Below are 26,711 nucleotides of genomic sequence, written 5' to 3'. Positions count from 1 at the left end.
CCCACCCTCACGCAAACTGCGGCAGTGTCGCGTCGATCGCCTCGGCGAGCGTGTCGAAGGCCGGCGCGATCTCTTCATCCGGCACACACGCATAGCCGATCAGCAACCCCGATGGCGCCAGCGACGGCTGCGCGTAATACCCCGACAACGGCCGTACGATGATATTGCGCTCCAGTGCGGCGGCCGCCACGCGGCGATCATCGCTGCCCTCGGGCAACTGCATCACCAGATGCAGACCGGCATCACCGCCCACCGCCGGCAACGCATCGCCATAACGCCTCGACGCGGCGTCGAGCAATGTCTGCCGCCGCTGTCCATACAGCGTGCGCATCCTGCGAATATGCGACGTGAAATGCCCCTCGGCGATGAACTCCGCGAGCATCGCCTGTTGCAGCAACTGGCCCTCCCGATACAGCTCCGCGCTCGCCGTGGCGAAGCTCTCCGCGAGCGCCTCCGGCACGACCAGATAGCCGATGCGCAACCCCGGAAACAGCGTCTTGCCGAAGCTGCCCACATAAATCACCTGCCCCGACGTATCCAACCCTTGCAGCGACGCGAGCGGCCGGCTCCCATAACGGAACTCGCTGTCGTAGTCGTCCTCGATGATCCAGCATTGATGCTGCCGCGCATATTCGAGCAACATGCGCCGCCGCGCGAGGCTCATCACCATGCCGAGCGGATACTGATGCGACGGCGTGACGAGCATCAGCTTGGGCGGCTGCGCGAGATCGTCGGCGCAAGGTGCGATGCCTTCGACGTCGACGGCAATCGGCCGCGACTGCAGGCCGGACACATGCAGCACGCTGCGCACGCCCCAGTAACACGGGTCTTCGGTCCAGATCACGTCACCCGGATCGGACAGCAGGCGCACGGCAAGATCGACCGATTGATGAATCCCGGTCGTGATGATGATCTGCTCGGGCGTGCAACGCACCGAGCGTGAGGTGCGCAGATAGTCGGCCAGCGCGTGACGCAGCGCGGGCAGCCCGCCGCCCGGCGCGTAAGTGAGCAGGTCCGGGCGCAGCCTGCGCCAGTACTTGTTGTGCAGACGGCTCCACACGCGTGCCGGAAACTTCGTGACGTCCGGCACACCCGGCATGAACGCGCCCCACTGACGCTTCGACACGCCCGCGCCCGCGATCAGCCGCGCGCCGCGCGTGGACAGCGCGCGCGTCGCGGGCTGCGGCAATGGCGACGCTGCGCCGGCTGGTGTCGAAGCCGCACCGCGCGCCTGCGCCGGGTCGGCATCGGGCGCGCCGACGATCTCGTCCGGCGCACTATCGGCGACAAACGTGCCGCGCCCGGTCGCCGAACTGACGTAGCCTTCGAGCACCAGTTGCTCGTACACCTGCGTGACGGTATTGCGCCCGATGCCCAATTCCTGCGCGAGCAGCCGCGACGACGGCACCTTGCTGCCCGCCGGCAATTCGCGCGACAGGATCGCCTGCTGCAACAGCCGGTGCAACTGGCGATAGATCGGCTGACCGTTGCCCCGGTCCAGACGCTGCGCCAGCCAGTCCGACAGCACGCTCGTGCGCATGATTGGCTCCTACATTTTTATTGAAATGGCTCTGAAGTTAAGGGCCAAATCTCATTATAGTCGCTGCATGTGCCGCGCCGTGGGCGAGGCGTCCGCGAAAAACCGGGAGCGAAGGAGATGACCATGAAGAATGCCGAACTGAAGAGCCGCAAGGACGCCGCCACGCCGCGCGGTGTCGGCGTGATGTGCGATTTCTATGCCGAGCGCGCCGAGAACGCGGAGCTGTGGGACATCGAGGGGCGCCGCTTCATCGACTTCGCCGCGGGCATCGCGGTGTGCAACACCGGCCACCGTCATCCGAAGATCGTCGCGGCGATTCGCGACCAGCTCGATCATTTCACGCACACCGCGTATCAGATCGTGCCGTACGCGTCGTATGTCGAACTGGCCGAGAAGATCAATCAGCGCGCGCCGGGCGACTATCCGAAGAAGACCGCCTTCTTCACGACCGGCGCCGAAGCCGTCGAAAACGCGATCAAGATCGCCCGCGCCGCCACCGGCCGGCCGGGCGTCATCGCGTTCACCGGCGCGTTCCACGGTCGCACGCTGATGGGCATGGCCTTGACCGGCAAGGTCGCGCCGTACAAGAGCGGCTTCGGGCCGTTCCCGTCGGACGTGTTCCATGCGCCGTTCCCGAATCCGCTGCACGGTGTGAGCACCGCCGACTCGCTGAAGGCCATCGAATTCCTGTTCAAGGCCGACATCGATCCGAAGCGCGTGGCCGCGATCATCTTCGAACCGGTGCAGGGCGAAGGCGGTTTCTATCCCGCGCCGGTCGAGTTCGTGCGCGCGTTGCGCAAGCTGTGCAACGAGCACGGCATCCTGCTGATCGCCGATGAAGTGCAGACCGGTTTCGCCCGTACCGGCAAGCTGTTCGCGATGCATCACTACGACGTGGTGCCCGACCTGATGACGATGGCCAAGAGCCTCGCGGGCGGCATGCCGCTGTCGGGCGTGGTCGGCCGCGCCGACGTGATGGACGCGGCCGCGCCGGGCGGTCTCGGCGGCACCTATGCGGGCAATCCGCTCGCGCTGGCGGCGGCGCACGCGGTGCTCGACATCATCGACGAAGAGCGGCTGTGCGAGCGCGCCACGGTGCTCGGCGAACGCGTCAAGGCGAAGCTGAACGCGCTGCAACGCGACGTGCCGCAGATCGCCGACGTGCGCGGGCCGGGCGCGATGGTGGCGGTCGAGTTCTGCAAGCCGGGCGGCACGGAGCCGGACGCGGACTTCACGAAGCGCGTGCAGGCGCGCGCGCTCGAACGCGGGTTGCTGCTGCTGGTGTGCGGCGTCTACTCGAACGTGGTGCGCTTCCTGTTCCCGCTGACGATTCAGGACACCGTGTTCGACGAAGCGATGGCGATTCTCGAAGACGTGTTGAAGGAAAGCGTGGCGGTGGCGGTTTAACGGCGGCTTCAAGGCCTGCTTCAAGGCCTTTTCCAGTCTCCGCATGACAACCTGACTCGACACGCTCACCACGAAAGCAAACGACAGATGACCACTTTGCCCCTGAAAGACCCGACTCTGCTGCAAACGCGCGCGTACATCGCGGGTGAATGGCAAAGCGCCGACAACGGCGCGACGTTCGACGTCGACAACCCGGCAACGGGCGAAACCATCGCGAAGGTGCCGCAGATGAGCACGGCGGAAACCCGCCGCGCGATCGACGCCGCCAACGCCGCGTGGCCTGCATGGCGCGCCCTCACCGCCAAACAGCGCGCCGCGATCCTGCGCAAATGGCACGACCTGATGCTGGAGAACGCCGACGATCTCGCGCTGATCCTGACCACCGAGCAAGGCAAGCCGCTCGCCGAAGCCAAAGGCGAAATCCACTACGCCGCATCGTTTCTCGAATGGTTCGCGGAACAAGGCAAGCGCGTGAACGGCGACACCATTCCCACGCCCGCGAGCGACAAACGCATCGTGGTGACGAAGGAACCGGTCGGCGTCTGCGCGGCGATCACGCCGTGGAACTTCCCCGCCGCGATGATCACCCGCAAGGTCGGACCGGCACTGGCGGCAGGCTGTCCGATCATCGTCAAACCGGCCGAGGCCACGCCGCTCTCCGCGCTCGCGCTCGCCGTGCTGGCCGAGCGCGCGGGCGTGCCGCGCGGCGTGTTCAACGTCGTGACCGGCGAGCCGAAAGCGATCGGCGCGGAACTGACCGGCAACCCGGTCGTGCGCAAACTGTCGTTCACCGGCTCGACGCCGGTCGGCCGTCTGCTGATGGCGCAGTGCGCGCCGACGGTCAAGAAGGTGTCGCTCGAACTGGGCGGCAACGCGCCGTTCATCGTGTTCGACGACGCCGATCTGGATGCCGCGGTGGCCGGCGCGATCGCATCGAAGTATCGCAACAGCGGCCAGACCTGCGTGTGCACGAATCGCTTCTATGTGCACGACAAGGTCTACGACGCGTTCGCCGAAAAACTGCGCGTCGCCGTCGAGCAATTGAAGGTCGGCGGTGGCACCGAAGACGGCGTCACGCAAGGTCCGCTGATCAACGAAGCGGCGGTGCGCAAGGTCGAGTCGCATATCGAAGACGCGCTCGCGCAAGGCGCGCGTGTCGTCACCGGCGGCCGGCGTCATGCGCTCGGTCACGGCTTCTTCGAGCCGACCGTACTCGCCGATGTCACGCCGGCCATGAAGGTGGCGCGCGACGAGACCTTCGGGCCGCTCGCGCCGCTGTTCCGCTTTTCATCGGATGCCGAAGTAATCCGCCTCGCCAACGACACCGAGTTCGGCCTCGCATCGTATTTCTACAGCCGCGATATCGGCCGCGTGTGGCGCGTCGCCGAGGCGCTCGAATACGGCATGGTGGGCATCAATACCGGACTCATCTCGAACGAAGTCGCGCCGTTCGGCGGCGTCAAGCAATCGGGCCTCGGCCGCGAGGGCTCGCACTACGGTATCGACGACTACGTGGTCATCAAGTACCTGTGCGTCGGCGGCATCTGAACGCGGGTTAGAACCGGGCGCCGGTGGCGCTCGGTTGATCCGCCGTCGGCAGTTCGAAGCGGAACGTCGTACCCGGTCCATCCCGATCGAGCAAACGTATCTGACTGTGATGCAGTTGCAGCATGCGCTGCACGATCAGCAAGCCGAGCCCGCCGCCACGATGCGCGCCGCTCGCGCTGAACGGACGCTCGAACAAACCCTCGCGCTGCGCCGCCGGAATGCCCGGTCCGGTATCGCTGACGCTCACCTCCACCTTGCCGTCCTTGTAAGCCAGATCGACGTCGATCGCGCCTTCGGCGGGCGTGTGGCGAATCGCGTTGTCGAGCAGGTTCGTCAGCACACGCTCGATCATCCCCAGATCGGCGCACACGTTCGGCAGGCGCGGCGGAATGCCTGCCCGCAAGCGGATATGCCGCGCCTCGGCGGGCAACTCGAATTTCTGGAATACGTCCTGCACCAGATCGACCAGCGAGAACGGTTCGAGCACCAGCTGCACGTTGCCGTGTTCGAGCCGCGCCAGTTCGAATAGCGTCTGTGCGAGCCGCCCCACCTTGACGCTCTGCGCGAGCGCGATCGCCAGATAACGGGAGCGCTCTGGTTCGCCGAGCGAGTCGGCCTTCAGCGACAGCGTCTCCAGATAGCCGTGCAGCGACGTCAACGGCGTGCGCAAATCGTGCGAGATATTCGCGATCAGTTCGCGCCGCTGCTGGTCCTGCCGCGTCAGCGCGCGCCACTGGTCGCCGATGCGCCGCGCCATCTGCGCGAAAGTCGTTTCGAGCACGGCGATTTCGTCGCGCTGTCCGGCCGGCGCCGAGCGCGGCACGCTCGGCTGCACGTCCGGCGCGCCGTCCGCGTCGAAGCGGCGCATCGCCTCCGTGAGACGGCGCAGCGGCCGCGTGATCAAGCCGAACGCGGTCAAGCCCGCGAGCAACCCCAGCGCCGCGACCAGCGCCATCGACCACAACGTGGTGCGCAGCACCGAACTGGCCGCGACTCGCGCGGCGAGCGCGTCGTGCTCTTCACCGAGCAGGACCACGTAGATGTAGCCGGACGGCGGCTGCCCGTTCGTTTGCAGCGGCGCGGCGCTGAACACCTTCTTGCCGTCGACGCTGCGCGGGTCGTCGCCGACGATCGGCAACGCATCGCCCGCGATGAAGCGCCGGATCGGCGTCAGGTCCACCTGCTCGCGCTTGACGTGCCCCGCGGGCGCGTCGTCGCCTTCGATGCGCCCCTGGTTGTCGAGCAGATAAACCTCGACGCTCGGATTGACCATCATCAACTGGCCGAACAACTGGCGCACCGCGTCGGGCCGCAGACCGCTCGCGTCCATCAGCGTGGTGCGGTGCGCGATATGGTCGGCGAGGTTTTTCGACAGGCTCTGCACCACTTCTTTTTCGTGCAGATCGCTCGAACGGATCTGCAGCCACGCCGACGCCCCGCAACACGCGAGCAACAGCACGGAGAAAACGAGCGAGAGCCGCTGGGTCAGCGTCAGATTCACGGCGCGTCCTTGTGCGTGGCGGCCTGCGCCGGCGCGTCGCCGCCGGTCACGGCCAGCTTGTAGCCGCGTCCCCAGACGGTGAGGATGCGCTCGGGCTGGGCCGGATCGGCCTCGATCTTCGCGCGCAAGCGGTTGATATGGGTGTTCACCGTGTGCTCGTAACCCTCGTGCTGATAACCCCACACGGCGTTGAGCAGATCCATCCGCGAGAACACCTTGCCGGGATGCTGCGCGAAGAAATACAGCAGGTCGAATTCACGCGGCGTCAGTTCGATCGGCTTGCCGTCGACCGCGGCCTCGCGCGGGAGCGGATCGATCGTCAGGCCGGCGATCTGCAGGGTGCCCGCGTCGACGCGCGAATCCTTCGCGAGCGCTTCGACGCGCCGCAGCAGCGCCTTCACGCGCGCCACCAGTTCGAGCACGGAGAACGGCTTGGCGAGGTAGTCGTCGGCGCCGAGTTCGAGGCCGAGAATGCGGTGCACTTCGCTCGAGCGCGCGCTGGTGATGATGATCGGCGTGTAACGCGTCATTGCCCGCGCGCGCCGGCAGATTTCCAGACCATCGACGCCGGGCAGCATCAGATCGAGGATCAGCGCGTCCCAGCCGCCTTGCTCCAGCAGGCGCAGCCCTTCGTTGCCGTCGGCGCTGTGCACCACTTCATAACGTTCATCGCGCAGATGAAGGCTCAGGACGTTGGCGATGTCGACGTCGTCTTCGACGATCAGGATGCGCTTTGGTTGGTCCATGGAAAGGTTCGGGTGCTTGCGGGAGCATATAGGAACACGCGGAGAACACGCGGGAGCAGGATTCGGCGCGCAGGCGGAAAACCGCTTCAGCCGGCGCGGGCCGTGCCGTCATTGTGCAAAATTTTCGGGCGGCGAGTTATCACATTTAATTTAACTTTTCGTGAGGACTTCGACACCGGCGCCGCCCTACGATGAGGCCACTTTCAGGACACGCGCGCAACCTCGCGCGATTACCCATCGAGGGGCTCATCATGCAAAGCAGAAGGCGCTTCTTCTTTTCAGGTGCGGCGGCGCTCGCCGCGCTGGCCGCCGCGAGCCGCTGGCGGCCGCTCGCCGCCGCGCCGGCGGACAGCGCCGCGCCGGGTGAAAGCTTCGAAATCATCCGCACGGACGCGCAATGGCGCGAGTCGCTGACGCCGGCCCAGTATGCCGTACTCCGCCACGAAGGCACCGAGCGGCCGTACAGCAGCCCGCTGAACGACGAGCATCGTCCCGGCGTGTTCGCTTGCGCGGGTTGCCGGCGGGACCTGTTCGCGTCGCGCACGAAGTTCGACAGCCATACCGGCTGGCCGAGTTTCTGGGCGCCGCTCGATCACGCGGTGGCGACCCGCGAGGACCGCTCGTTCGGCGTGTCGCGCACGGAGGTGCATTGCCGGCGCTGCGGCGGCCATCTCGGCCACGTCTTCGACGACGGCCCGCAGCCGACCGGCCTGCGCTACTGCATGAACGGCGTCGCGATGACCTTTACACCGGCTGCCACCTGATCCGGCACGCCCACTGAACGACCACCATCAAGTCCGGAATCGCCATGCTACTCATCGTTCTCGCCTACCTCGGCGGCGCTCTGACGATCCTCAGTCCGTGCATTCTGCCGGTCCTGCCGTTCGTTTTCGCGCGCGCCGATCAGCCCTTCGTGCGCAGCGGCCTGCCCTTGCTCGCCGGCATGGCGCTCACGTTCGCGCTCGTCGCGACGCTCGCCGCGGTCGGCGGGGGCTGGGTCACGCAAGCCAACCAGTATGGCCGCTGGCTCGCCATCGCGTTGCTCGCCGTGTTCGGCCTGACGCTGCTGCTGCCGCGTTTCGCCGATCATCTGATGCGCCCGTTCGTGAGCGCGGGCAACCGTCTGTCGAATTTCGCGCAGGCCGACGGCCAGCAGGTCCGCGCAGGTTCGTCGTTTCTGCTCGGCATCGCGACCGGCTTGCTGTGGGCGCCGTGCGCCGGGCCGATCCTCGGGCTGGTGCTGACCGGCGCGGCGCTGCGTGGCGCGAGCGTCGGCACGACGCTGTTGCTCGCGGCCTATGCCGCGGGCGCCGCGACCTCGCTCGCGGTGGCGCTGCTGATCGGCGGCCGGGTGTTCACGGCGATGAAGCGTTCGCTCGGCGCGGGCGAATGGATTCGCCGTGGGATCGGCGCGGCGATGCTGCTGGGCGTCGTGGCGATCTCGCTCGGACTCGACACCGGCGTGCTGGCAAGGGTATCGACGGTCGCCACCGGCGGTCTCGAACAGAAACTCGTGGACCGGCTCTCGCCCGGCGCGATGCGGGCAAAGCCGGTCGTCGCGGACGCTGGCGCTGACACCAACGCTGACGCCGGCGGCGCGATGATGCGCAGCGCCACCCCGACTGCTGCCGATGCCGACACGAGCGCCACCGCCGTGGACACCTCCGCTTCGATGATGCGCGCGACGCATGCCGCGTCGGGCGACGCGGCGCCGTTGCCCGTCGAAGGCGCGCTGCCGCCGCTGGACGGCGCGGTTCAGTGGCTGAACTCGCCGCCGCTGACCACTCAGGCCCTGCGCGGCAAGGTCGTGCTGGTCGATTTCTGGACCTACTCGTGCATCAACTGCTTGCGTTCGCTGCCGTACGTCAAAGCGTGGGCGCAGAAGTACAAGGATCAGGGGCTCGTCGTGATCGGCGTGCACGCGCCGGAATTCGCGTTCGAACGCAACATCGACAACGTGAAGAAGGCCGCGCACGACCTCGGCGTGGACTACCCTGTAGCCATCGACAACAACTACGCGATCTGGCGCGCCTTCAACAACCAGTACTGGCCGGCGCACTATTTCGTCGATGCGCAAGGGCAGATCCGCTACCACCATTTCGGCGAAGGCGACTACGCGGAGTCGGAAAAGGTGATCCAGCAACTGCTCGCCGAAGCGGGGCATGCGAGCGCGGAGAAGGTCGCGCTCGGCATCGCGGGTACCAGCGCGCAAGGCGTGCAGGCAGCGGCGGATAACGCCGATCTGCAGTCGCCGGAAACCTACATCGGCTATCAGCGGGCGGAGAATTTCGCGTCGCCCGGCGGCGCGGCACAGGACAAGGTGCGCACGTACACGGCGCCGTCACAGCCCACCGTCAACGAATGGGGACTGGCCGGCGCGTGGAAGGTCGGCGCCGAGCAGGCGGATCTCGCGGCGGCGCACGGGCGCATCGTCTATCGCTTTCATGCGCGCGATCTGCATCTGGTGCTCGGCCCGGGCACGGACGGCAAGCCGGTGCGCTTTCGCGTGAGCGTCGACGGCGCGGCGCCCGGTGCGGCCCACGGCGCCGACAGTGCCGCCGACGGCAGCGGCACGGTCACCGAACAACGCCTTTACCAGCTCGTGCGCCAGCCGGGCGATGTCGCGGACCACACGTTCTCGATCGAGTTTCTCGATCCGGGCGTGCAGGCATACGCATTCACGTTCGGCTGATTCCGGCCGCGCGTCATCAATCAACGATCGTTAATGACTTTTCGAGGAACCGGCATCATGAACACGACATCTGCCATCAAGGCTTCGTTGCGCAAACGCTCGACCTTCGCCCGGGTCGCGGGTTGTGTCGCGATTGCGGCGAGCGTGCTGGCCGCGCAGCGCATCGCCAACTCCGCCGAAGCGCCGACGAAGATTCCGCCGCCCGTGCAGGACGAACAGGCCGGCTCAACGCATAGCGAAACCGCGGTGTTCGCGGGCGGCTGCTTCTGGGGCGTGCAAGGCGTATTCGAGCACGTGCGGGGTGTGAAGCAGGTCGCAGCCGGCTATGCGGGCGGCGCGGCCGGCACCGCGCACTATGAAACCGTCAGCGACGGCGACACCGGACACGCGGAGTCGGTACAGATCACGTATGACCCGGCGCAGATCAGCTATGGACGTCTGTTGCAGATTTTCTTCTCGGTCGCGCACGATCCCACCGAGTTGAACTACCAGGGCCCCGACCACGGCACGCAATACCGTTCGGCGATTTTCCCCGCCAATGCGCAACAGCGCAGCGTCGCGACCTCGTATATCGCGCAGCTCGACAAGGCGCACGTGTTTTCCGGGCCGATCGTCACGCGGGTCGAGGACTACAAGGGCTTTTACCCGGCGGAGAACTATCACCAGAACTTCCTCGTACTGCATCCCGACTACCCGTATATCGCCATTAACGATCTGCCGAAGGTCAGTGGATTGAAGCGGATGTTTCCCGAGTTGTATCGCAACGACCCGGTGTTGCTGAAAACCAGCGGGTTGTAGACGATATCCGGCGAGGGCCGCAGGAGAATCGCTGGAGCATGGCGGCACACCACTGCCCGGCAGTGCCCGTATGCTCCAGCGAGCAAAGCGTCATGCTCCGTGCTCAGAAACGATGCCGGATACCCGCCTGCACCAGCGTTGGCGAATGGCTGCTCGACGCCGTCGTGGTGTAAATCTGCGCACACGCGCCAGGGCCGCTCGCACGCTGGTAAATGCCCGTGAGGAACAGATCGGTGCGCTTCGAGAGCAGCTAGTCGGTGGCGAGCGTCACCCGGTTGTAGTGCGGTGTACGGCCGCCCGAATCATCGCCGGCCGCGTACACGTACGATACGTCGACGAGCCATGCAGGTCGATCCGCGTGACGAAATCCGGGTCCGTGTATTCGGCGACGTGCACGCCTTCCTGACTCTGCCAGCGCACCTTGTCGAATTCGACGCCGTATTCGTCGGCGAAAATGCCGTGCGTCCACACCGCGGCTGTGACCGAGTAGGTGCGCACGCCGGCGCGCGGACGTTCCAGATCCTTCGGATTGCGAATCGTCGACGAGCGCAGCCGCTGCGTGCCCGCGCGGCGGAAACGGCGCGTCATCGGTAACGCCAGCGCGGTGAGCGGCGCGCCCGCCGCGACGGCCATCAGGTACGACGTCGGCACCATTTCGCCGATGTCGAAGAAGCGGCCATGCACGGTTATCGGTTCGGCACGAAACGTGAAGCCCGTGTGGTGTTGCCGAGGCCGGACTTGAATGTTGAGAGCGCGGCGTCGCAAATGCCCGGCGTGAATCCAGGGCACGGCGACAAGAAAAAGCAGGCCCGTTCTTCTCAGCCCGCATGCGCATGGCGAGACCGCACCCAATGATTGAGCCCCGCGCAAATCGCCAGCAGCAATGCGGTCACGAAGAACACCGGCTGCAACCCGATGTGCGCGCCGATCTGCCCACCGATCAGCGGCCCCACCACCTGCCCGCTGAACTGCGCCGACTGCAAATAGCCCAGCGTCGTTCCGGACTGACTTTCGTCGACCGACTGACGTACCAGCTTCGCGATCGACGGCAGCAAACCGGCGATCGTCATCCCCATCACGCCGCGCAGCAGCGCCAGTTGCCACCAGTGCGTCACGAAAGCCTGCGGCAGCATGACCAGCGCGGTGGCGACAAGGCAGCCGACGATCACATTCCAGCCACCCACCCGATCCGCGAGCGCGCCCAGCCGCGACGCGGTCAGCATGCTGCCGAAAGCGGACGCCGCCATCACGATGCCCGCCATGCGGGCAAGATGCTCGTGCGGCACACCCAATTGGCCGATGTACACCGTAATGATCGGTTCGATCGACATGTTGGCGAGCAGCACCATCATCGCCGTGACGAGCAATGCGGGGATCACGACGCGATTCGCGCTCACACGAGGGGATGCATGCGCGGCGAGCCGGCGCTTCGCATCGACGGCATGGTCGAAGTCTTCGCGCACGAGCAGCATGGTCGCGACCGCGGCCACGGCAATCATCGCGCCGCCGACGAAAAACGTGCCGCGAATCCCGACCCATCCCGGCAGGAAGCCGCCCACGAGCGGGCCGATCAGATTGCCCGCCAATGCGCCGGTGGACAGCACGCCGAGCGCCCAACCCGCGCGTTCGCGCGGCGCCTGCGTGCCGATCATGACGATGGACGCCGACGCATAGCCGCCGATCAGCCCGGCGACGAGACGCAACACGACGAGATCGATCACGCTGTGCGCCACGCCGATCAACGACATCACCACCGCCATGCCGACCGCCGCTCTCACGAGCATCGGCTTACGTCCATAGCGGTTGGCGAGGCGCCCCCAAAGCGGCGCGGTGATAGCGGTGCCGAAGAAGGTCGCACCGAACGCGACGCCCGACCACTGGACCACCGCCGCCGGCGACCTGACGCCGAGTTGCTCGACGTACAGCGGCAGAAAAGGCAGCAACATGCTCAGGCTCACCAGGGTCGTGAACGACCCGAACACGCAGACAGCGAGATTGCGCTGCCAGTACGACGTATTGCGCTCAGCGTAGCTGATATGACTGCGCTGGATCGGCAGCGCGTCGAGCCGGTTCGCCGGCAAATTCATTGGGTCGCTCATGATGCAGAACCACGGCCGTGGGTGGCACGGACCGATTTCAGAAATGGGTGATCGAGACGTTGGCGAAGATGGCCTGAACCTCTTGAAGCCGCCTGGAGCCAGCTACCGCCGCCTAAGTAACCACGTCAGGTTACGCACGCCCATCCATCTTGAAAAATGAATTTATCTGATCGGATTAATCTTGTTTTTTGATGACGAAGACGAAGACGAAGAAGAAGAAGAAGACGAAGACGAAGCCGGATCGACGACGACTTGAGCCGGCCACGCCAGCTCGATCGCCTGCAACGCACTGAGCACGATCGAACGATTCAACGCCGCCGCGAGCGCGCCATCGCGCTCGGCGTACGCCTCGCACAGCCGTTGATGATCCGCGCACGAGCGTTGCAGACGGCCGGGCAGCGTCGTACTGAGATGCCGCAAGCGGTTGGTTCGCATCCGCATCGAGTCGAGCACTTCCTTGAAAATGCCGTTGCGGCACACGCGCAACTCTTCGTCGCGGAAAGCGACGTTGGCCCAGAAATAACCGTCGACGTCGCCTTGCGCTGCGACCTCGGCAAGGCGTTGATGCGCGCGCCATAGCGAGGCGATGTCTTCGTCGGTCGCGCGCTCGGCGATCGCGAGCGAGACCTCGCCGTACAGGATTGCGCGCAGCTGATAAATCTCCCGCACGTCCTTCAGATTGACCGCGGACACGCGAGGCCGCCGCCGCGGCGACCAGTCGACCAGCCCTTCGCGGCTCAGAACGAACAACGCTTCACGCGCCGGCGTGCGGCTCACACCGAAACGTCTGGCGAGATCGACCGAATTCAGATCGTCGCCCGCCGCGAGCCGCCCCTCGATGATGCCGCGCGCCACCCAGTCGACGATCTCCGCGACCGGCGACGCTTCGCCGTCGTCCGCAAGCGCGCTCTTGTCGACATCTTCATCCATCGCAGTCCTTTCGTGAAAGCGTGCCGGAGGGCGGGCACAGCAGCGGATTCTAGCAAACCGCCGGGCCTGCACACGTCGCAAACTGCCAGCTCAGCACGCTCAATGTGTGCACACTTCCTCTAGCCCGCCCTTGAGTTTTTAAGAAGCATCGCGTCATAATCCGCAAAATGTCGACACTCAATCCGGAGCCGTCATACTCATTCCAGGCGGCACGCGATCTTCACCGGCGCGATGCTGCTCAATCCGGCCGCGCCCCATCACGGTGTCTCGGAGTTCGCCCGATCGGCGACCCGTTCACCCGTTTCCCCCATGCAATCGACCCTCTACGACCATAAGGAATTGACATGTCCGAGTGCCACTCGCCGACGCGCCGCCGCGTGCTTCAATCGGCCGGCGCAATCGCCGCGTTGACGCTGTCTCCTGCCCGCCTGTTCGCCGCCGGCAATGCCGACGTGACCGGACGGCTCGCGCGTTACATGGTGGCGGCGCAAACCAATGCACTCCCCGACGCGGTCGTGCTCGCCTGCAAACACCGCATTCTCGACACGTTCGGCGCGATGGTGTCCGGCTCGCGCATGAAGCCGGGCTCGATGGCGGTGAACTACGTGCATGGACTCGGTGGCGAGCCGCAAGCCTCGGTGATCGGCGCAGCGTTCCGCACCACAGCGATCAACGCCGCGCTCGCCAATGCGATGTGCGCGCACTCCGACGAGACGGACGACTTCGAGCCCGTCACCAAGGCGCATCCCGGCAGTTCGGTCGTGCCGGCGGCGCTGGCGCTGGGCGAGCGCGCAGGCTGCAGCGGCGAAGCGCTGATCCGCTCGGTGACGCTCGGCTACGATCTCGCCTGCCGGCTGCTGATGGCGCTCGGACCCGACCAGGTGCGCGGCTCGCATCGCAGCGCCGAGGGCACCGCGTCGACCTTCGGCGCGCTCGGCGCCGCGGCATCGCTCGCGAAACTGGATGAACTGCAAACGCGCTACGCGATTTCCTATTCCGCGCAGCAGGTCTCCGGCTTGTGGAGTTGGGTGAAGGACAAAGACCACATCGAGAAAGCGTTCGACTTCGCGGGCATGGGCGCGCGCAACGGCGTGACGGCGGTCGACATGGCGCAGTCGGGTTTCACCGGCGTCTACGATGTACTCGACGGCACCAACAATCTCTTCATAGCACTATCGACCAGTCCGAAGCCGGAAGCGATGCTCGACGGACTCGGCAGCCGCTTCTACGTCACCGAGACGGCCATCAAGACGTACTCGGTCGGCTATCCGATCCAGTCCCCGCTCGACGCACTCCTGACCTTGCGCAAGCAATACGGCCTGACGCCGGACAACGTGCGCAGCATCCTCGTGAAGATTCCCACCGATGCCGAAGGCATCGTCGGCGCCAGCGCGATGCCCGATGTCAATTGCCAGCATCTCGTGGCGCTCGCGCTCGTCAAAGGGGCGGTCTCGTTTACCGACAGTCACGACGTCGCGCTGATGCACGATCCGCGTATTCTCGCGCAGCGTGCGAAGGTCACCGTGACGCCGGACGCCGCGTTGATGGACCCCGCCGCGCCGCGTGGCGCGATCGTCGAAGTCACGCTGACCGATGGACGGAAGGTCGATCACTTCACCCGATTCCCGCCTGGCACCAAGGAGAACCCGTTGAGCACCGAAGCCGTCGGCGCGAAGGCGCGCGATCTGATGGCGCCGGTTCTCGGTGAGCGCAAGACGGAGCAGCTCATCGAACAGATCAACAGGCTGGAGACCGTGGACAACATACAGCAGTTGCGCCCGTTGTTCACGGTGTGACCGATCGGCGCGCGCAACGCGTAAGCACGAGCGGGCCGGAATGCAGAATGGCCTGCTTCACCAATCCTCCGGTGAAGCAGGCCATTCATGTTCGAGACAGATTTGGCCCGGCGCGAGACCTACGCTCGCGCCGTGGCCGATCAATGACCGTAGCTGACGACCGGAGCCGAATACGAGCTCGACTGCGCATCGGCGCGGCTGCCGGCTTGCGACGAACCGTGGGTTGCCGAACCATAGCCGCTGGTTTGGGCGGTGGCGTTCTGAGCTGCGACGCGCGCTTCGGCCGCCTGAATGTTCGCCGGATAGTCGTCGGCATCCGCGCTGGCCGGGTCATAGCCCGCCTTTTCCAGTTGAACCAGCTCGGCGCGCACTTGAGCGCGAGTGACCGGCTGGTTGGATTGAGCAAACGCGGCGAGCGGCGCGGTAATGAGAGCGGCGATGACTACAGCTTCGATCAGTGATTTCATGATTCCTACCCCAGAGATTGTTTTTGCGGCGCTGGAGGACCTGTTGAGTTCGGCAGCGAGTGAGGAGAGTCTAGGAGCCAAGAGACCTAGGGTAAACCCCTAAATCAAAAATTCACTGTTGCGTCAGGCGACACAAATTGGCACTTATGCGAGGGTTTGTGCTTTCGCTGCAGTACGTTCTGAGTCTGATTGCATGCGTGAGTGCCGCGTGACGCCATCCCCGGCCGCCCCCGAATCGCCGTGAACTGAACTGACGACGCCGACCACGCGCAGCGATGCGCCGCCGCCCGCACTCAGGCGTCGCGAGCGCGCGCAGTTCCAAAGCCAATGCATTCGAATGACGGAGATCCATTCCCATGCCGCAACACGCTGCTCTGCCCTGCTACCGGGACGTCGTGCGGCCCGAATGGGTCGATTACAACGGGCACCTGCGCGACGCGTTCTACATGCTGATTTTCAGCTTCGCGACCGATTCGCTGATCGACCTGATCGGTTTGCCCGACGCGGAGCGCAAAGCGCGACGGCGCTCGATCTACACGCTCGAAGCGCACGTCAGCTATCTGGATGAAATCAAGGAAGGCGCGCCGGTTCGCGTCGACATGCGCGTGCTCGCGCATGATGCGAAGCGTCTGCACCTGTACCTCGAAATGTGGAGCGGCCATCGCGAAGCGCCTGTGGCCGCGGGTGAGCAGATGTTGCTGCACGTCGATACCGGCGGGCCCCGCGCCGCAGCGTTCGATTCCGATGTCGAAGCCCGCCTGCGGGAATTGGCCGACGCTCACGCGCTGTTGCCGCCGCCAAGGTTCGCGGGGCGCGTGATCGGCTTATCCGCCGGCACGCGGCGCAATGGGGGTGGACATGTTTGAACCGGAATTGCCGCGCTGGTCGAAAGGGTCACCGCTATCTATCGGCAATCTATCGGCAGTCGCGCGTTTTTTGCGCCACCCCACTGCGCGCGTACCATCAAAGGCGCAACGCGCTCGGCACCCCGTGTCAATGCCAGCGCCCAAAACGCGCCGGCGGCGCGCGTAGCGCGCGATCGGCCGGCGTGCCCGGAACCGGCAGCCGTATCGTGAAGGTGGTATGCGCACCTTGCGTCGAGCTGCATTTGATACTCCCGCCCAGCATGACGACCGCGCGACGGCAGAACGCGAGCCCCATGCCCGCGCCGCTGCCGTGACGCTTCGTCGAGAAGAAGGCGTCGAAGATATACGGCAGCACGTCGGGGGCGATGCCCGGTCCCGTGTCGCAGAACTGCAATACGCAGAAGTTCTGATCCTGGGTGGCACTGATCATGATACGGCCCGCGCCTTTGGCGCGAATCGCGTGCAACGCGTTCCTCAGCAGGTTGAACAGGACGAAGACCGCCACCGTATCCGAGCCTGAAAACATCAGCGCCGGATCGATCGGCATGACGCTGACGCGCGCACGTTCGTCGCCGCGAAACGGGTAGCGCTCCAGCGCCGACGCCACACATTGCTGCACGGAATGCGCGCTGAAGCGGCTGCGATCCAGGCGGTCGAGCGTGAACGACGCGAGCACCATGTCGACCATCGCGCTGGTGCCCGACACCTCGCGCCGGATTGCAGTGGCGAGCTGGCCGATGCGCTCGAACTGCCCCGGCTGTACATGGTCTTCATACTGGCCGTGCGTGGCTGGCATTCGCTGGCCAGTGGACATCTGCTTCCAGACGCTGGCGATTTCGTCGGCGTGCAGGCCGATGGTCGCGAGCGGCGTCGTGAACTCGTGCGCGATGGTGGCCGCCAGCGCATGCGGGTGGATCAGGTGATAGCGGACGATCATGAGTGCGAGCAGCCCGAGGCTGAGCGCGATGAACAGCACGCCCGGCGGATAAAACCCATAGCCGTAGTTGACCGCGTAATCGACCGCCGCGAACGAGTACAGGCACAGGTTCGCGAAGCAGAGATCGAGCCGTCTGCGTGCTTCGCCGCGAGCATGCTTGCGCGCGGCGAGCAGAATCTGCGCGCAGCGCCCGGCAAGCACCACCGTCTGCACGACATGCAGCGGATGCAGCGGCCCCGCCACCGGATAGAAACCGAAGAAGTGCGCCTGATAGCCGGCAATCACTTCGTGGCCGGGCAACAGCGCGGCCAGCACCAGACACAGGCCATACGAGGCGAACAGAAGCGGCTGCTCACGCCGCCGCGCCGCCACCTCGATGACGAAGTGATAAAACGTGGTGGGCAGAAAGAGGATAAACAGATAGCCCAGCCTGACCAGCACGCCCGCGAGCTGCGGGTTGTCGGTCTGGAACAGCAGCGTCCATGTGCCCTGCCAGGCAAAGGTCGCCGCGCACATCAGCAGAAACGGCCCGGACAGCCGCGTGATCCCCTGAGTGACGAATACGTATAGCCCGAACACCACGAACAGCGCGGCCACGAAAGCTGTGGGAATGGCGTACATGTCGCTCAACCTGTCGGCCGGCTTCAGCGATTGCGCTCATTCCGCCATTGCGAGAACGTCACGAGATCCAGGCCCACCTCGGCCGGATCGATGCGGGTCCAGCCATAAAACGCGTCGTCCCAGCCGGGGATGCCGCGCGGCGTCAGCTTTCTGAATTCCATGCCGCCGCGGTAGGCGAGGTCCGGCCAGAAGAGCGGCATCACCTCGCGTACCGCCAGTTGCCCGAGCAGTTCGGCCGGGCCGCCCTCGTCGGCCACGATCTCGCCCTGCGAGATCCAGTCGTTCTCCGCCCACGCGACGAACACGCTCGGGTTGCCGGCGCGATCGAACATCAGAATCGCGTTCTGCTCCGGACGCCAGTAATACTCGACGATGCCTTCGGCAGCCACCACCTCGTCGATCACCTTGCGCGTGCGCGGGTCGCAATACGTCATGCCGTTCTCGCCCAACGCGAGCCAGCCCGATTCCGAGCAATGCCGGTTTCTCGCATCCTTCAGGAAATAGGCTAGCCGGTTGGCCGAATCCGCATCCGTTTTGCGCAGATACAGGTCCACGATGCCGGCGTTGAACGCCTTGACCGCGACGGTCTCGTTCGCGACGCCGGTCAGCAGCACTTTCGCGCAGCGCAGGTGGGAGATCGACGAGAGGAATTCGACGCCGTTCATGCCCGGCATGTCGTAGTCCACGACGACCGCCGCCACTTCCTCGAAACGGGAAGGCCGCGCGACGACATCGCGCTCGGAGGAAGTCTCGACGAACCGCTCGACGCCCGGCTCGCTCAGGCACGCCGACGCCGACGCGAACTCCAGCGAATTCTCTCGCGCATGCTGACGGATGAAAGCGAGCGCGGCTTGCGGCCGCGTGAAAAACAGATTGGTGAACGTGTCCGGGAAGAACCGGCGCAGGGCATCGAGGTAGCTGTCGTTGTCATCGACGAAAACAACCGTTGCCGGATAGAAAACAGGTGGTCGAATAAAGTTGTTCATTTTTCACGTGGTCCGTCACGTCGCCGCCGTCGCACACCGAGCAGGCCGGCTGGCCGGCGCGAAGGCCCTGGCCAGTCGGCGTGCCGGAATACGACGGCCCCGGGCACGACAGGCGGTCGATGCTTCGCCCGTGAGCCGCATGGTCGGCGCGTTGTTTTTGCCGTTGCCGGTCGCAGCAAATTCACAAGGGAACCGGTCGACGCCCTTTTTTGCGCGCCCGAGTGTGGAGCTTCGGATGCGAGCTAACAAGCCGGCCCCCTGTTGATCCGTATAGTACAGGGCTCTTTGCCTGACGGTGCAAACTTCCATCGCAGTGCAGCGAAAGCGCACACATCGGCTGCGCGGGTCGAATCGGGCGAACGGGCAAAACTTTGCGGCGCAGCCGCAGACACCGGGCCTATACGGGACGCGCCTGCGAACTGGCCCGTTCAAGGTCCAATCGGACATCAGCCATCGCCAACTGGCGGAGCGAACGGTCGTTCGGAGAGCAGTCGTTTATCATCGACTCTTTACAGTTCTTGATTTATCTGTTGGTTAAATATGACGAATACCGGCAAGGTGTTGATAATCGGCCTGCTCGTGATCGACGTAGGCGTCGCCGGCTATCTACTTTTCCCTAAGGAAGAAGAACGGGCGCCGGCGGCAACCGGCGAGGTGATCGCCAGCGCCAGCACCGCGGCAGCGGACCCGCCGCGCGCCGGCGAATCTCGTATGGCTGCGGGAGCTGTGGTTCGCACGCTCCCGGACGGCGGCGGCTCGGACAAGCTCACGGCAGCGGCGCGGATTGCGCCAGCCGCGCCCGCGACGACGGCTGCCGCTGCGGCAACGACGGCGCTTGCCCCAGGCGTGGTTGCCACGCCTGTCACGCCTGCGGCGCCTCCCTCGCCTGCCGTGGCTGCGACACCTTCCGCGCCCGCAGCGACTGCTACGTCCAATCTCTCCCCGGCAACCCGGCAAGCCGCGAACGGCTCACAACCTGCAACCAGCACCGTCATCGCCTCGACCGAAGTGCAGCCGTCCGTGCGGACGAAGTCGAAGCCAGCCCCGCGCGCTGAACAACCTCGCGGGCGCAAGCATGACGACTCGCGCCGCGGCGGCTCGAACCAGGTCTCGGCGGCACTGACGGCGCAACTGGTCAAGGAATCCGCCAAGCCCGATCCGTCGTTGCCGCTCCCGCCGGGTGGCAGCAGCCACCTCGGCAAGAGTGGCCGGAGTTCGAATCCGGTGGCATCGGCGATGACCGATCAATTGGTCAGGGAGTCCTCGAAGGTGGATCTGTCGGCACCCGCGCAATCGTATAAGCACTGAAGCGGCGGGCGCCTTCATACCGACGCGTCACGGCCGCGATGCGACTTCGTCCAGATGTTCCAGCAGGTCGGCGGGATCGTCGTAGACGCGCAGCGCGCCTGCGCGTTCGAGTTCCTCCGTGCCGTACCCGCCCGATAGCAGGCCGACCCCGAGCGACCGGCAGCGCCGCGCGGCGAGCATGTCCCAGATGCTGTCGCCGACCACCACCGTGTGCTCGATCGATACGCCCAGACGCTCTGCGGCAGCGATGAACAGGTCCGGGTCGGGCTTGGCGTATTTGACGTCGTCGCGCGTCACGACGACGGCCTTCGCGGGGTCGACGCCGAGCGCTTCCAGATTGAGCGCGGCGGTCTCCATCCGGCCGCTGGTCGCCACCGCCCACGGCGTGCCGGCCTGCGTCAGCGCATCGAGCAACTCGCGCGCGCCCGGCAGCGGGCAAACCTGCGCACGCAGTCGCTGATAGGCCGCCGCGTGCGCATGACGCAGCCGCTCGCCGCGCTCGACGCTGATATCGCCATGCGTCTCACGCAATAGCTGATGGGTGAACAAACCGCCGCTCATGCCGATCTTGCGATGGATCCGCCACACCGACAACGGGATGCCTTCGCTGTCTAGTGCTTCTTTCCAGGCCAGCACGTGCTGGTAGACGCTGTCGACGAGGGTGCCGTCGAGATCGAAAAGAAAGGATGTCTGAATTCGCATGGCAGGGCTCCGGGGATGGCGGGTTCTGCCAATATGCCATGTATTCATGGCGGGACAGGGATCGCGCGCTGCTCAAAGAACGGCTACTGCGCGGCTATCCTGCCCTGCTGGCAATTGGCGGGTCGGCGCGCTATGGCGCGCTTACGTGGCCGTTGCCGGCGATCGGGCTCGCCGCACGTTTGATCACACCGGCGACCACCGCCGCGCTGATGGCCTGCGTCGACGGCAGCCGCGCGGGTATCGCGGCAGGCGTGCTGAATGCGGCGCGCCAGACTGGTGCAGCGCTGGGCGTGGCACTGTCGGGCGCCTTGATCGCGATGCGGCCGTCGATCGCCGAAGGCATGCGCGCGAGTGTGCTGATCGCGGCCGTGATGCGACGATCGCCGCCGTGGTGTGGTGGCGCGCGTCGACGCAATCGAGCTTTCCCGCAGGCGAAATCAATACCGCCCGGCGCAAGTTGCCCCAGCGAAGAGCCAGGTGAGCGTGCAAAAGAACGCATTCGCACGCTCGCCGTGCGAAGTTCTCTTGCGTCGCTGCACACGATCATTTCCTCATCGATCAAACACGAATTGCGCGCGTTATTACACCGGCCTTTCCTTTTAATTTCAAGGAAATAAATCGCCATTCAAGCTAAGGCATCACCACGCCTCCTTTTTCGGACCTGAATGCCGCACGGCATCGAGGCCAATAACAAAACGCTCCTATATCGCCCATTCTGTCGCGTGAATCACACGTCGCCACTCCCGCCGCGCGCCGGAAAACGGTAAGCTTCGCCCCCTCATTGTTCTTTTGCAGCCACACGGCTTTATTTTTTCAACACCCCGATTATTTTCCACGCCATATGATTGGAGCGACGTTATTTCCGCTCCAACCAGGATGCGCTCACTCCGCTCATCGCGAAACCATGCAGTCGACCAGCATGCACGCTCGCAAAGCCATCGCAATGGCGTTATTGCGCGCAATAAGCATCTATTCAATCACCTGAGTTTCGACGATTCTCGCAACGACGAGTGGTAAATGCATGGCATACGCGTTCGTGGCGCGGCGTCGGTGAATAAAGCAACCCATTCCCTCTAGCACTGTTTAATCACGGAGCCAACCAGTATGAAAAAGTCTTTGCTCGCGGCCGCGCTGTGCGGCGCATTTACGATGTCCGCGCATGCGCAAAGCAGCGTGACCCTCTACGGTCTGATCGACACCGGACTGGTGTACACCAACAATCAACTCGGCCACAGCAACTGGCAGTTGGGCAGCAGCTCGACGCAGAACACGGTGTTCGGCCTGAAGGGTTCGGAAGACCTGGGTGCCGGCTTGCACGCGATCTTCAAACTGGAACAGGGCTTCTTGCTGAACAACGGCGCGCAGGCTTTCTCGGGTAGCGCGTTCGGTTCGCAGGCATGGGTCGGTCTGCAAAGCGATCCGTACGGCACGCTGACGTTCGGCCGCCAGTTCGACGTGATGAACGACCTCGTCGGTCCGGTCTCGGCCTCGTTCAACACGTGGGGCGGCAGCATCGCCGGCCATCCGTTCGAGAACGACAACCTGGCGGCGAACTCGGTCGTCATCAACAATTCGGTCAAGTACGCGAGCCCGGTCTACCGCGGCGTCACGTTCGAAACGATGTACTCGTTCAGCAACAAGGCCGGCGACTTCGCGAACAACCGCTCGTATGGCTTCGGCCTGTCGTATGCGCAGGGCCCGCTGTATCTCGCCGCCGGCTACCTGCAACTGAACAACGCCGGCAACGGCGCCGGTGCGGTGACCTCGAGTGACACCAGCGCGAACTTCCTCGCGGAACGCCAGCGCATCTGGTCGCTCGGCGGCAACTACACGTTCGGACCGGCTACCGTCGGGCTGCTCTGGAGCCATACGCAGATCGACAACGTGTCGGGCGTATTCTCGTTCGGCACGGGCAGCTACCTCGGCGCGGCCGACAGCACGGCGGGCACGCTCGCCGGTTCGCTGCGCCTCGACAACTACGAAGTGAACGCGAAGTACGCGCTCACGCCGGCGTTGAGCGTCTCGGGTTCGTACACGTTCTCGCACGGCGCGTACAACGGTTCGTCGCCGGGCTGGAATACGGCCATGCTGCAAACCGATTACGCGCTCAGCAAGCGCACGGACTTCTATGTCGAAGGCGTGTATCAGAACGTGCATGGCGCGCCGGCGGATTCGGTGCTGTCGCATGCGATGATCAATACGCTCTCGCCGTCTTCGACGAACACGCAAGTGGCCGTCACGGTGGGCATGCGTCACGCGTTCTGAGCAACGCTTTAGCACGTAGCTTGTGAAAACGTATGCCTGGCGTCTGTCAGGCATACGCGCAGTTCAGGCAGCGCCGGTGCTTCGCGAACTCTGCCTTTTTCGCTTCGCTTTTTCCGAACCTTCGCTCCCGGATTAGCAGGTTTATCCGATATTCGTCCTGACCCAGACTGAGGCTCCTCATCACTGCGGACACTCTCCGCGAAAGGACCCTCATCATGCGAACCTATCCGCGCAACAGTCCCCAGGCCGCTGCACGCATCGTGGCGCTCGCGCTGACTTCCGACGGGCATGTATGCAGCTCCGAGGAACACGCGCTCGAAAGATTGGGCATCGCAGGCGAACTCGGTCTCGCACCGGCGCAGTTCGCGCAGATCGTGCAGACGCTGTGTGAGGACCGCTCGGTGGCGCACATGTCGCCCGACCTGGCCGTGGGCCATCTCGACACGGCTCCGCTCTCCACGCTGATCGACGAAATCGACGACCCCGCATTGCGTCGCAAGGTCATGCGTCTTTGTATGGCGGTGGCGATCGCGGACGACCACCTGGCGGACGGCGAGATCGCGCTGCTCGCCGCGGTGTTCAACGCGTGGGGCCCAAAAACGCGCCACTGACAACGCACGCGCACGGCGCGCCGCCGTGCTAGCGAAGCTCGTCGTGCGGTTACGACCGCGCGGCGGCCAGCACCTGAGAGGCGAGCGCATGATGCTGCCCGCGCCGCGAACGGATTGCGTGAATTTCCTCGACCACACCGTCCGAGCGACCGAGCCAGCGCAAACCGCGCAGCAATGACAGATCTTCCGCCCCGAGTTCCGCGAGCGGAAATACGCCGAGCCCGCGCGCGGCGAACACCGCCATCAGCGCGCTGTCCTCGAATTCGCCGACGATGCGCGGCCGGATGCCTTCGCTGTCGAACCACCGGTCGAGCCGCGCCCGCAACGCGCCGTGCGCGGTCGGCAAAAGTACGGGCAATTCCGCCAGACACTGCGGAAAACCCGCCCGTGCGGACTTGCGGACGATCTCCGCCGGCCCGTACCAATCCACCGGCGAGCCCACGAGGCGCTGGCTCAGCACGCGCAGGTCGGTGTTGTGCGGCGCCGGCTGGCACGCGAGCACGAGATCGAGCCGATGCAGCGCGAGTTCCGACAACAGGTGCGCGTGTTCTCCCTCATGGCACAGCAGCCGCAGCGCCGGCGTGCCGAGCACGGGCGCCAGCAGCGCATGCGCGGCGAGCTTCGAAATGCCGTCCGACAGACCTACGGCGAGCCGTGCGACTCCCTCGCCGCCCGTATCGCGCATCTCGTCGAGCAGCGCCTCGCCGAGCTGAAAAATCTGCTCCGCGCGACTGAAGGCCGTCTCGCCGGCTTCGGTCATCGTGACGCCGCGCCCTGCCGGCTTGAGCAGCTGCCGCCCGATCGATTTCTCCAGCTCGCGCACCTGCGCGCTGATCGTCTGGACGGCCATGTCGAGCCGTTCGGCCGCGCGCGCGAAACCGCCCTCTTTCACGACGATCCAGAAATAGTAGAGATGACGGTAATTGAGCATGCCTCGGACACTTCGAAATAATCGATATATTGCTCAGCTTATCACTGATTTATTCGAACCCTGAAGGCGACCATGATGGCGGTTCCGCGACCGCCGTCGCATCGATTTTTGTCACCGCCCCATGGACTCCCTGCTCGTACTCGTTTCCGACCCTGCCGCATGGGCCGCGCTGCTGACGCTGGTCGTGATGGAAATTGTGCTCGGCATCGACAACCTGATCTTCATCTCGATCCTCAGCAACAAGCTGCCCGAAGCACAGCGCGCGCGCACGCAGCGCATCGGCATCCTGCTCGCGCTCGTGATGCGGCTCGCGCTGCTCGGCACGGTCGCGTGGATCGCGCAACTGACCGAAACCGCGTTTACGTTTTTCGGTCACGGCTTCTCGTGGCGCGATCTGATCCTGCTCGGCGGCGGGCTGTTCCTCGTCTGGAAGGCGACCAGCGAAATCCGCCATCACGTGACCCACGCGGACGAAGTCAGCGACAAGGCGAGCGGCACCGTCCAGTTGACGATGGCGGCCGCGATCGGCCAGATCATCCTGCTCGACATGGTGTTCTCGATCGACAGCATCATCACCGCGGTCGGGATGACCGAGCATATGCCGATCATGTTCGTCGCGGTGATCGCGGCGGTCATGGTGATGCTGTTCGCGGCGCGTCCGTTGTCGCGCTTCATCGATCGCAATCCGACCATCGTGATGCTCGCGCTGAGCTTCCTGCTCGTGATCGGCATGACGTTGATCGCCGAAGGTTTCGGCTCGCACGTGCCGAAGGCTTACATCTACGCGGCCATGGCGTTCTCCGCGTTCGTCGAGGCCCTGAACATGCTCGTGCGGCGCGCGAAAACGAAGCGTGCGGCCGGCGTCGCGCAATGAGCGCCGCCGCGCGGCACCGTGTGAAAGGCGGTTGAGGAAAGTGGGTTCAGGCAGTGCCGGCTAGCGAGTCCCGTCGCGGGTGGCTAGCCGGGCTGAACGTTCGAAGTGCGGATACTTTCAAGTCAAGGAGCGACACCATGAAATGCCCTGTGTGCAAAACGACCGACCTGCTGATGACTGAGCGCCGTTCGATCGAGGTCGACTACTGCCCGGTATGCCGTGGCGTCTGGCTCGATCGCGGCGAACTCGACAAACTGATTGCGCAGGACGCGGCAGAGCAAATCGATACGCCCTCTGCGGCGCGCGCCGGGCGCGAGAGCCACCGGGATCGGGACCCGGCGTACGAGAGCGACCGCCAGCGCCGCTACGACGATGACCGAACGGGACATCGGGGATACAAAAAGAAGCGCTCGATTTTCGACGTGTTCGACTTCGATTGAACGCGCCCGCTGCGTTAGCGTGCTTTCCCGCGCGCGCCTTTGCTGCCGCTTCCGGCGCGCGGTGCTTCTTTACCCGTCGGCGCGCCGCCACCGTTTAGTTGTTCCATCCACGCCAACGTGTCGACGTACGATAAGAACTGCTTCAGATACCCCGGCGACAACTCGCGCATCAACGAAAGCGAACGGTGCACGAGGCTGCTCGAATTGAGCGGGCCGGCGTTGCCGGGCACTTGCGCCAGTGACTGGCGCATCTGTTTCTCGGCGCGGACTTTGGACCAGACTTCCCGGAAGTAATCGAGCGCCGGTAGTTCGGGGTACGAAGCGGCGTCCGCACGCTCGGCCTGTGCGTGACGGGCGATGTGGCCGAGCAGACCCGCCAGCGTTTCCTGGGCGGGCTCGCGTGAAGGCGAGACCGGCGCGGCGGCTGCCACTTCGGCGGCTGCCGCCGTCGCGCGTTCGAGATCCGCGGCATACGCGTCGAGCAATCCTGACAGCTTCTCGTCGAGCATGCGCCGCGCCTCGCCGCCGTGAGCGGCCGCGCGACGTTCCAGCGCCACGATGAAATGAAAACGCACGGGGTCCAGACGATCCGCACCGCGCGCACGCCACGCGTCGAGCGTCGCACGGGCAGTGATTGTCACGCCGC

Annotated in this window: 25 protein-coding genes; 13 read left to right on the top strand and 12 right to left on the bottom strand. The window is 65.1% G+C overall.

Translation table 11 applies throughout. From position 1 onward, the window contains the following. Window positions 1-7: 7 nt before the first annotated feature. Window positions 8-1,540: a MocR-like pyridoxine biosynthesis transcription factor PdxR gene (pdxR, locus tag PQQ53_RS05530; RefSeq protein WP_408323395.1), complete on the bottom strand. Its 1,533-nt coding sequence runs from the start codon at window positions 1,538-1,540 to the stop codon at window positions 8-10. A gap of 123 nt (window positions 1,541-1,663) precedes the next feature. Between pdxR and PQQ53_RS05525 the strand changes: the two genes are divergently transcribed. Continuing rightward, the gene (locus tag PQQ53_RS05525; protein WP_408139019.1) at window positions 1,664-2,947 is read left to right on the top strand and encodes a 4-aminobutyrate--2-oxoglutarate transaminase; all 1,284 of its coding nucleotides are present in this window, start codon (window positions 1,664-1,666) and stop codon (window positions 2,945-2,947) included. A gap of 87 nt (window positions 2,948-3,034) precedes the next feature. Further along, window positions 3,035-4,495: an NADP-dependent succinate-semialdehyde dehydrogenase gene (gene gabD, locus PQQ53_RS05520; protein ID WP_408152000.1), complete on the top strand. Its 1,461-nt coding sequence runs from the start codon at window positions 3,035-3,037 to the stop codon at window positions 4,493-4,495. A 7-nt stretch (window positions 4,496-4,502) separates the two neighbouring features. Here gabD and PQQ53_RS05515 read toward each other — a convergent pair whose 3' ends face one another. Both PQQ53_RS05515 and PQQ53_RS05510 read right to left on the bottom strand, forming a co-directional pair. Beyond that, window positions 4,503-5,996, bottom strand: coding sequence for a HAMP domain-containing sensor histidine kinase (locus PQQ53_RS05515; protein ID WP_408323394.1), 1,494 nt, complete (start codon window positions 5,994-5,996; stop codon window positions 4,503-4,505). After that, a complete protein-coding gene (locus PQQ53_RS05510) occupies window positions 5,993-6,742 on the bottom strand; it encodes a response regulator transcription factor (protein WP_408139023.1) in 750 nt (249 codons plus the stop codon). The genes PQQ53_RS05515 and PQQ53_RS05510 overlap by 4 nt, the downstream gene beginning before the upstream one ends. A 251-nt stretch (window positions 6,743-6,993) precedes the next feature. Between PQQ53_RS05510 and msrB the strand changes: the two genes are divergently transcribed. From msrB to msrA, 3 genes are read left to right on the top strand one after another with little or no spacing between them, the layout of a single operon-like run. Further along, entirely contained in the window at window positions 6,994-7,506 is a 513-nt protein-coding gene (gene msrB / locus PQQ53_RS05505) for a peptide-methionine (R)-S-oxide reductase MsrB (RefSeq protein ID WP_408323393.1), read from the top strand. A gap of 44 nt (window positions 7,507-7,550) precedes the next feature. Beyond that, window positions 7,551-9,434, top strand: a complete 1,884-nt coding sequence (locus tag PQQ53_RS05500) for a cytochrome c biogenesis protein DipZ (RefSeq protein WP_408323392.1) — start codon at window positions 7,551-7,553, stop codon at window positions 9,432-9,434. A gap of 57 nt (window positions 9,435-9,491) precedes the next feature. After that, window positions 9,492-10,232 carry a peptide-methionine (S)-S-oxide reductase MsrA gene (gene msrA / locus PQQ53_RS05495; RefSeq protein ID WP_408151996.1) on the top strand — a complete coding sequence of 247 codons (741 nt, stop codon included), beginning with the start codon at window positions 9,492-9,494 and terminating at the stop codon, window positions 10,230-10,232. A 267-nt stretch (window positions 10,233-10,499) separates the two neighbouring features. Here the strand turns inward: msrA and PQQ53_RS05490 are convergent, their stop codons facing one another. From PQQ53_RS05490 to PQQ53_RS05480, 3 genes are all read right to left on the bottom strand, one after another. Continuing rightward, on the bottom strand, window positions 10,500-10,916 hold the full coding sequence (locus PQQ53_RS05490; protein ID WP_408323391.1) for a substrate-binding domain-containing protein: 417 nt from the start codon (window positions 10,914-10,916) through the stop codon (window positions 10,500-10,502). A gap of 134 nt (window positions 10,917-11,050) precedes the next feature. Beyond that, window positions 11,051-12,319 carry an MFS transporter gene (locus PQQ53_RS05485; protein ID WP_408139548.1) on the bottom strand — a complete coding sequence of 423 codons (1,269 nt, stop codon included), beginning with the start codon at window positions 12,317-12,319 and terminating at the stop codon, window positions 11,051-11,053. A 174-nt stretch (window positions 12,320-12,493) separates the two neighbouring features. Next, window positions 12,494-13,261: a GntR family transcriptional regulator gene (locus tag PQQ53_RS05480; protein ID WP_408323390.1), complete on the bottom strand. Its 768-nt coding sequence runs from the start codon at window positions 13,259-13,261 to the stop codon at window positions 12,494-12,496. A gap of 344 nt (window positions 13,262-13,605) precedes the next feature. Between PQQ53_RS05480 and PQQ53_RS05475 the strand changes: the two genes are divergently transcribed. Beyond that, entirely contained in the window at window positions 13,606-15,057 is a 1,452-nt protein-coding gene (locus tag PQQ53_RS05475; RefSeq protein WP_408323389.1) for an MmgE/PrpD family protein, read from the top strand. 140 nt (window positions 15,058-15,197) lie between these two features. On the opposite strand, the gene PQQ53_RS05470 is transcribed toward PQQ53_RS05475, so the two are convergent. Then, on the bottom strand, window positions 15,198-15,524 hold the full coding sequence (locus PQQ53_RS05470; RefSeq protein WP_408151992.1) for a DUF4148 domain-containing protein: 327 nt from the start codon (window positions 15,522-15,524) through the stop codon (window positions 15,198-15,200). A gap of 356 nt (window positions 15,525-15,880) precedes the next feature. On the opposite strand from PQQ53_RS05470, the gene PQQ53_RS05465 reads away from it, so the two are divergent. After that, window positions 15,881-16,390, top strand: coding sequence for a thioesterase family protein (locus tag PQQ53_RS05465; protein WP_408323388.1), 510 nt, complete (start codon window positions 15,881-15,883; stop codon window positions 16,388-16,390). Between the two features lie 127 nt (window positions 16,391-16,517). On the opposite strand, the gene PQQ53_RS05460 is transcribed toward PQQ53_RS05465, so the two are convergent. Together PQQ53_RS05460 and PQQ53_RS05455 are read right to left on the bottom strand one after the other, a co-directional pair. After that, complete coding sequence (locus PQQ53_RS05460) at window positions 16,518-17,948, bottom strand: sensor histidine kinase (RefSeq protein WP_408151990.1); 1,431 nt, start codon at window positions 17,946-17,948, stop codon at window positions 16,518-16,520. 23 nt (window positions 17,949-17,971) lie between these two features. Continuing rightward, window positions 17,972-18,934, bottom strand: coding sequence for a response regulator (locus PQQ53_RS05455; RefSeq protein ID WP_408139040.1), 963 nt, complete (start codon window positions 18,932-18,934; stop codon window positions 17,972-17,974). A 540-nt stretch (window positions 18,935-19,474) separates the two neighbouring features. On the opposite strand from PQQ53_RS05455, the gene PQQ53_RS05450 reads away from it, so the two are divergent. Further along, window positions 19,475-20,242: a hypothetical protein gene (locus tag PQQ53_RS05450; protein ID WP_408323387.1), complete on the top strand. Its 768-nt coding sequence runs from the start codon at window positions 19,475-19,477 to the stop codon at window positions 20,240-20,242. Window positions 20,243-20,269: 27 nt separating this feature from the next. On the opposite strand, the gene PQQ53_RS05445 is transcribed toward PQQ53_RS05450, so the two are convergent. After that, window positions 20,270-20,944 carry an HAD family hydrolase gene (locus PQQ53_RS05445; protein WP_408323386.1) on the bottom strand — a complete coding sequence of 225 codons (675 nt, stop codon included), beginning with the start codon at window positions 20,942-20,944 and terminating at the stop codon, window positions 20,270-20,272. On the opposite strand from PQQ53_RS05445, the gene PQQ53_RS05440 reads away from it, so the two are divergent. From PQQ53_RS05440 to PQQ53_RS05430, 3 genes are all read left to right on the top strand, one after another. Beyond that, the gene (locus PQQ53_RS05440) at window positions 20,929-21,561 is read left to right on the top strand and encodes an MFS transporter (protein ID WP_408323385.1); all 633 of its coding nucleotides are present in this window, start codon (window positions 20,929-20,931) and stop codon (window positions 21,559-21,561) included. The two genes, PQQ53_RS05445 and PQQ53_RS05440, sit on opposite strands and share 16 nt — an antisense overlap. A 487-nt stretch (window positions 21,562-22,048) precedes the next feature. After that, window positions 22,049-23,209, top strand: a complete 1,161-nt coding sequence (locus PQQ53_RS05435) for a porin (protein WP_408323384.1) — start codon at window positions 22,049-22,051, stop codon at window positions 23,207-23,209. Window positions 23,210-23,424: 215 nt separating this feature from the next. Beyond that, a complete protein-coding gene (locus PQQ53_RS05430) occupies window positions 23,425-23,820 on the top strand; it encodes a TerB family tellurite resistance protein (protein WP_408139048.1) in 396 nt (131 codons plus the stop codon). 49 nt (window positions 23,821-23,869) lie between these two features. On the opposite strand, the gene PQQ53_RS05425 is transcribed toward PQQ53_RS05430, so the two are convergent. Continuing rightward, on the bottom strand, window positions 23,870-24,751 hold the full coding sequence (locus PQQ53_RS05425) for a LysR family transcriptional regulator (RefSeq protein ID WP_408139050.1): 882 nt from the start codon (window positions 24,749-24,751) through the stop codon (window positions 23,870-23,872). Between the two features lie 121 nt (window positions 24,752-24,872). Between PQQ53_RS05425 and PQQ53_RS05420 the strand changes: the two genes are divergently transcribed. Beyond that, entirely contained in the window at window positions 24,873-25,625 is a 753-nt protein-coding gene (locus tag PQQ53_RS05420) for a TerC family protein (protein ID WP_408323383.1), read from the top strand. Between the two features lie 137 nt (window positions 25,626-25,762). Next, a complete protein-coding gene (locus PQQ53_RS05415) occupies window positions 25,763-26,065 on the top strand; it encodes a TFIIB-type zinc ribbon-containing protein (protein WP_408151985.1) in 303 nt (100 codons plus the stop codon). A 14-nt stretch (window positions 26,066-26,079) separates the two neighbouring features. Here the strand turns inward: PQQ53_RS05415 and PQQ53_RS05410 are convergent, their stop codons facing one another. After that, window positions 26,080-26,706, bottom strand: a complete 627-nt coding sequence (locus tag PQQ53_RS05410; protein WP_408323382.1) for a DUF2894 domain-containing protein — start codon at window positions 26,704-26,706, stop codon at window positions 26,080-26,082. Window positions 26,707-26,711: the final 5 nt, after the last annotated feature.

This window comes from Paraburkholderia strydomiana (assembly GCF_046030495.1).
Taxonomy (GTDB): domain Bacteria; phylum Pseudomonadota; class Gammaproteobacteria; order Burkholderiales; family Burkholderiaceae; genus Paraburkholderia; species Paraburkholderia strydomiana_A.
This window is presented reverse-complemented; position numbering and strand designations above follow the sequence as displayed.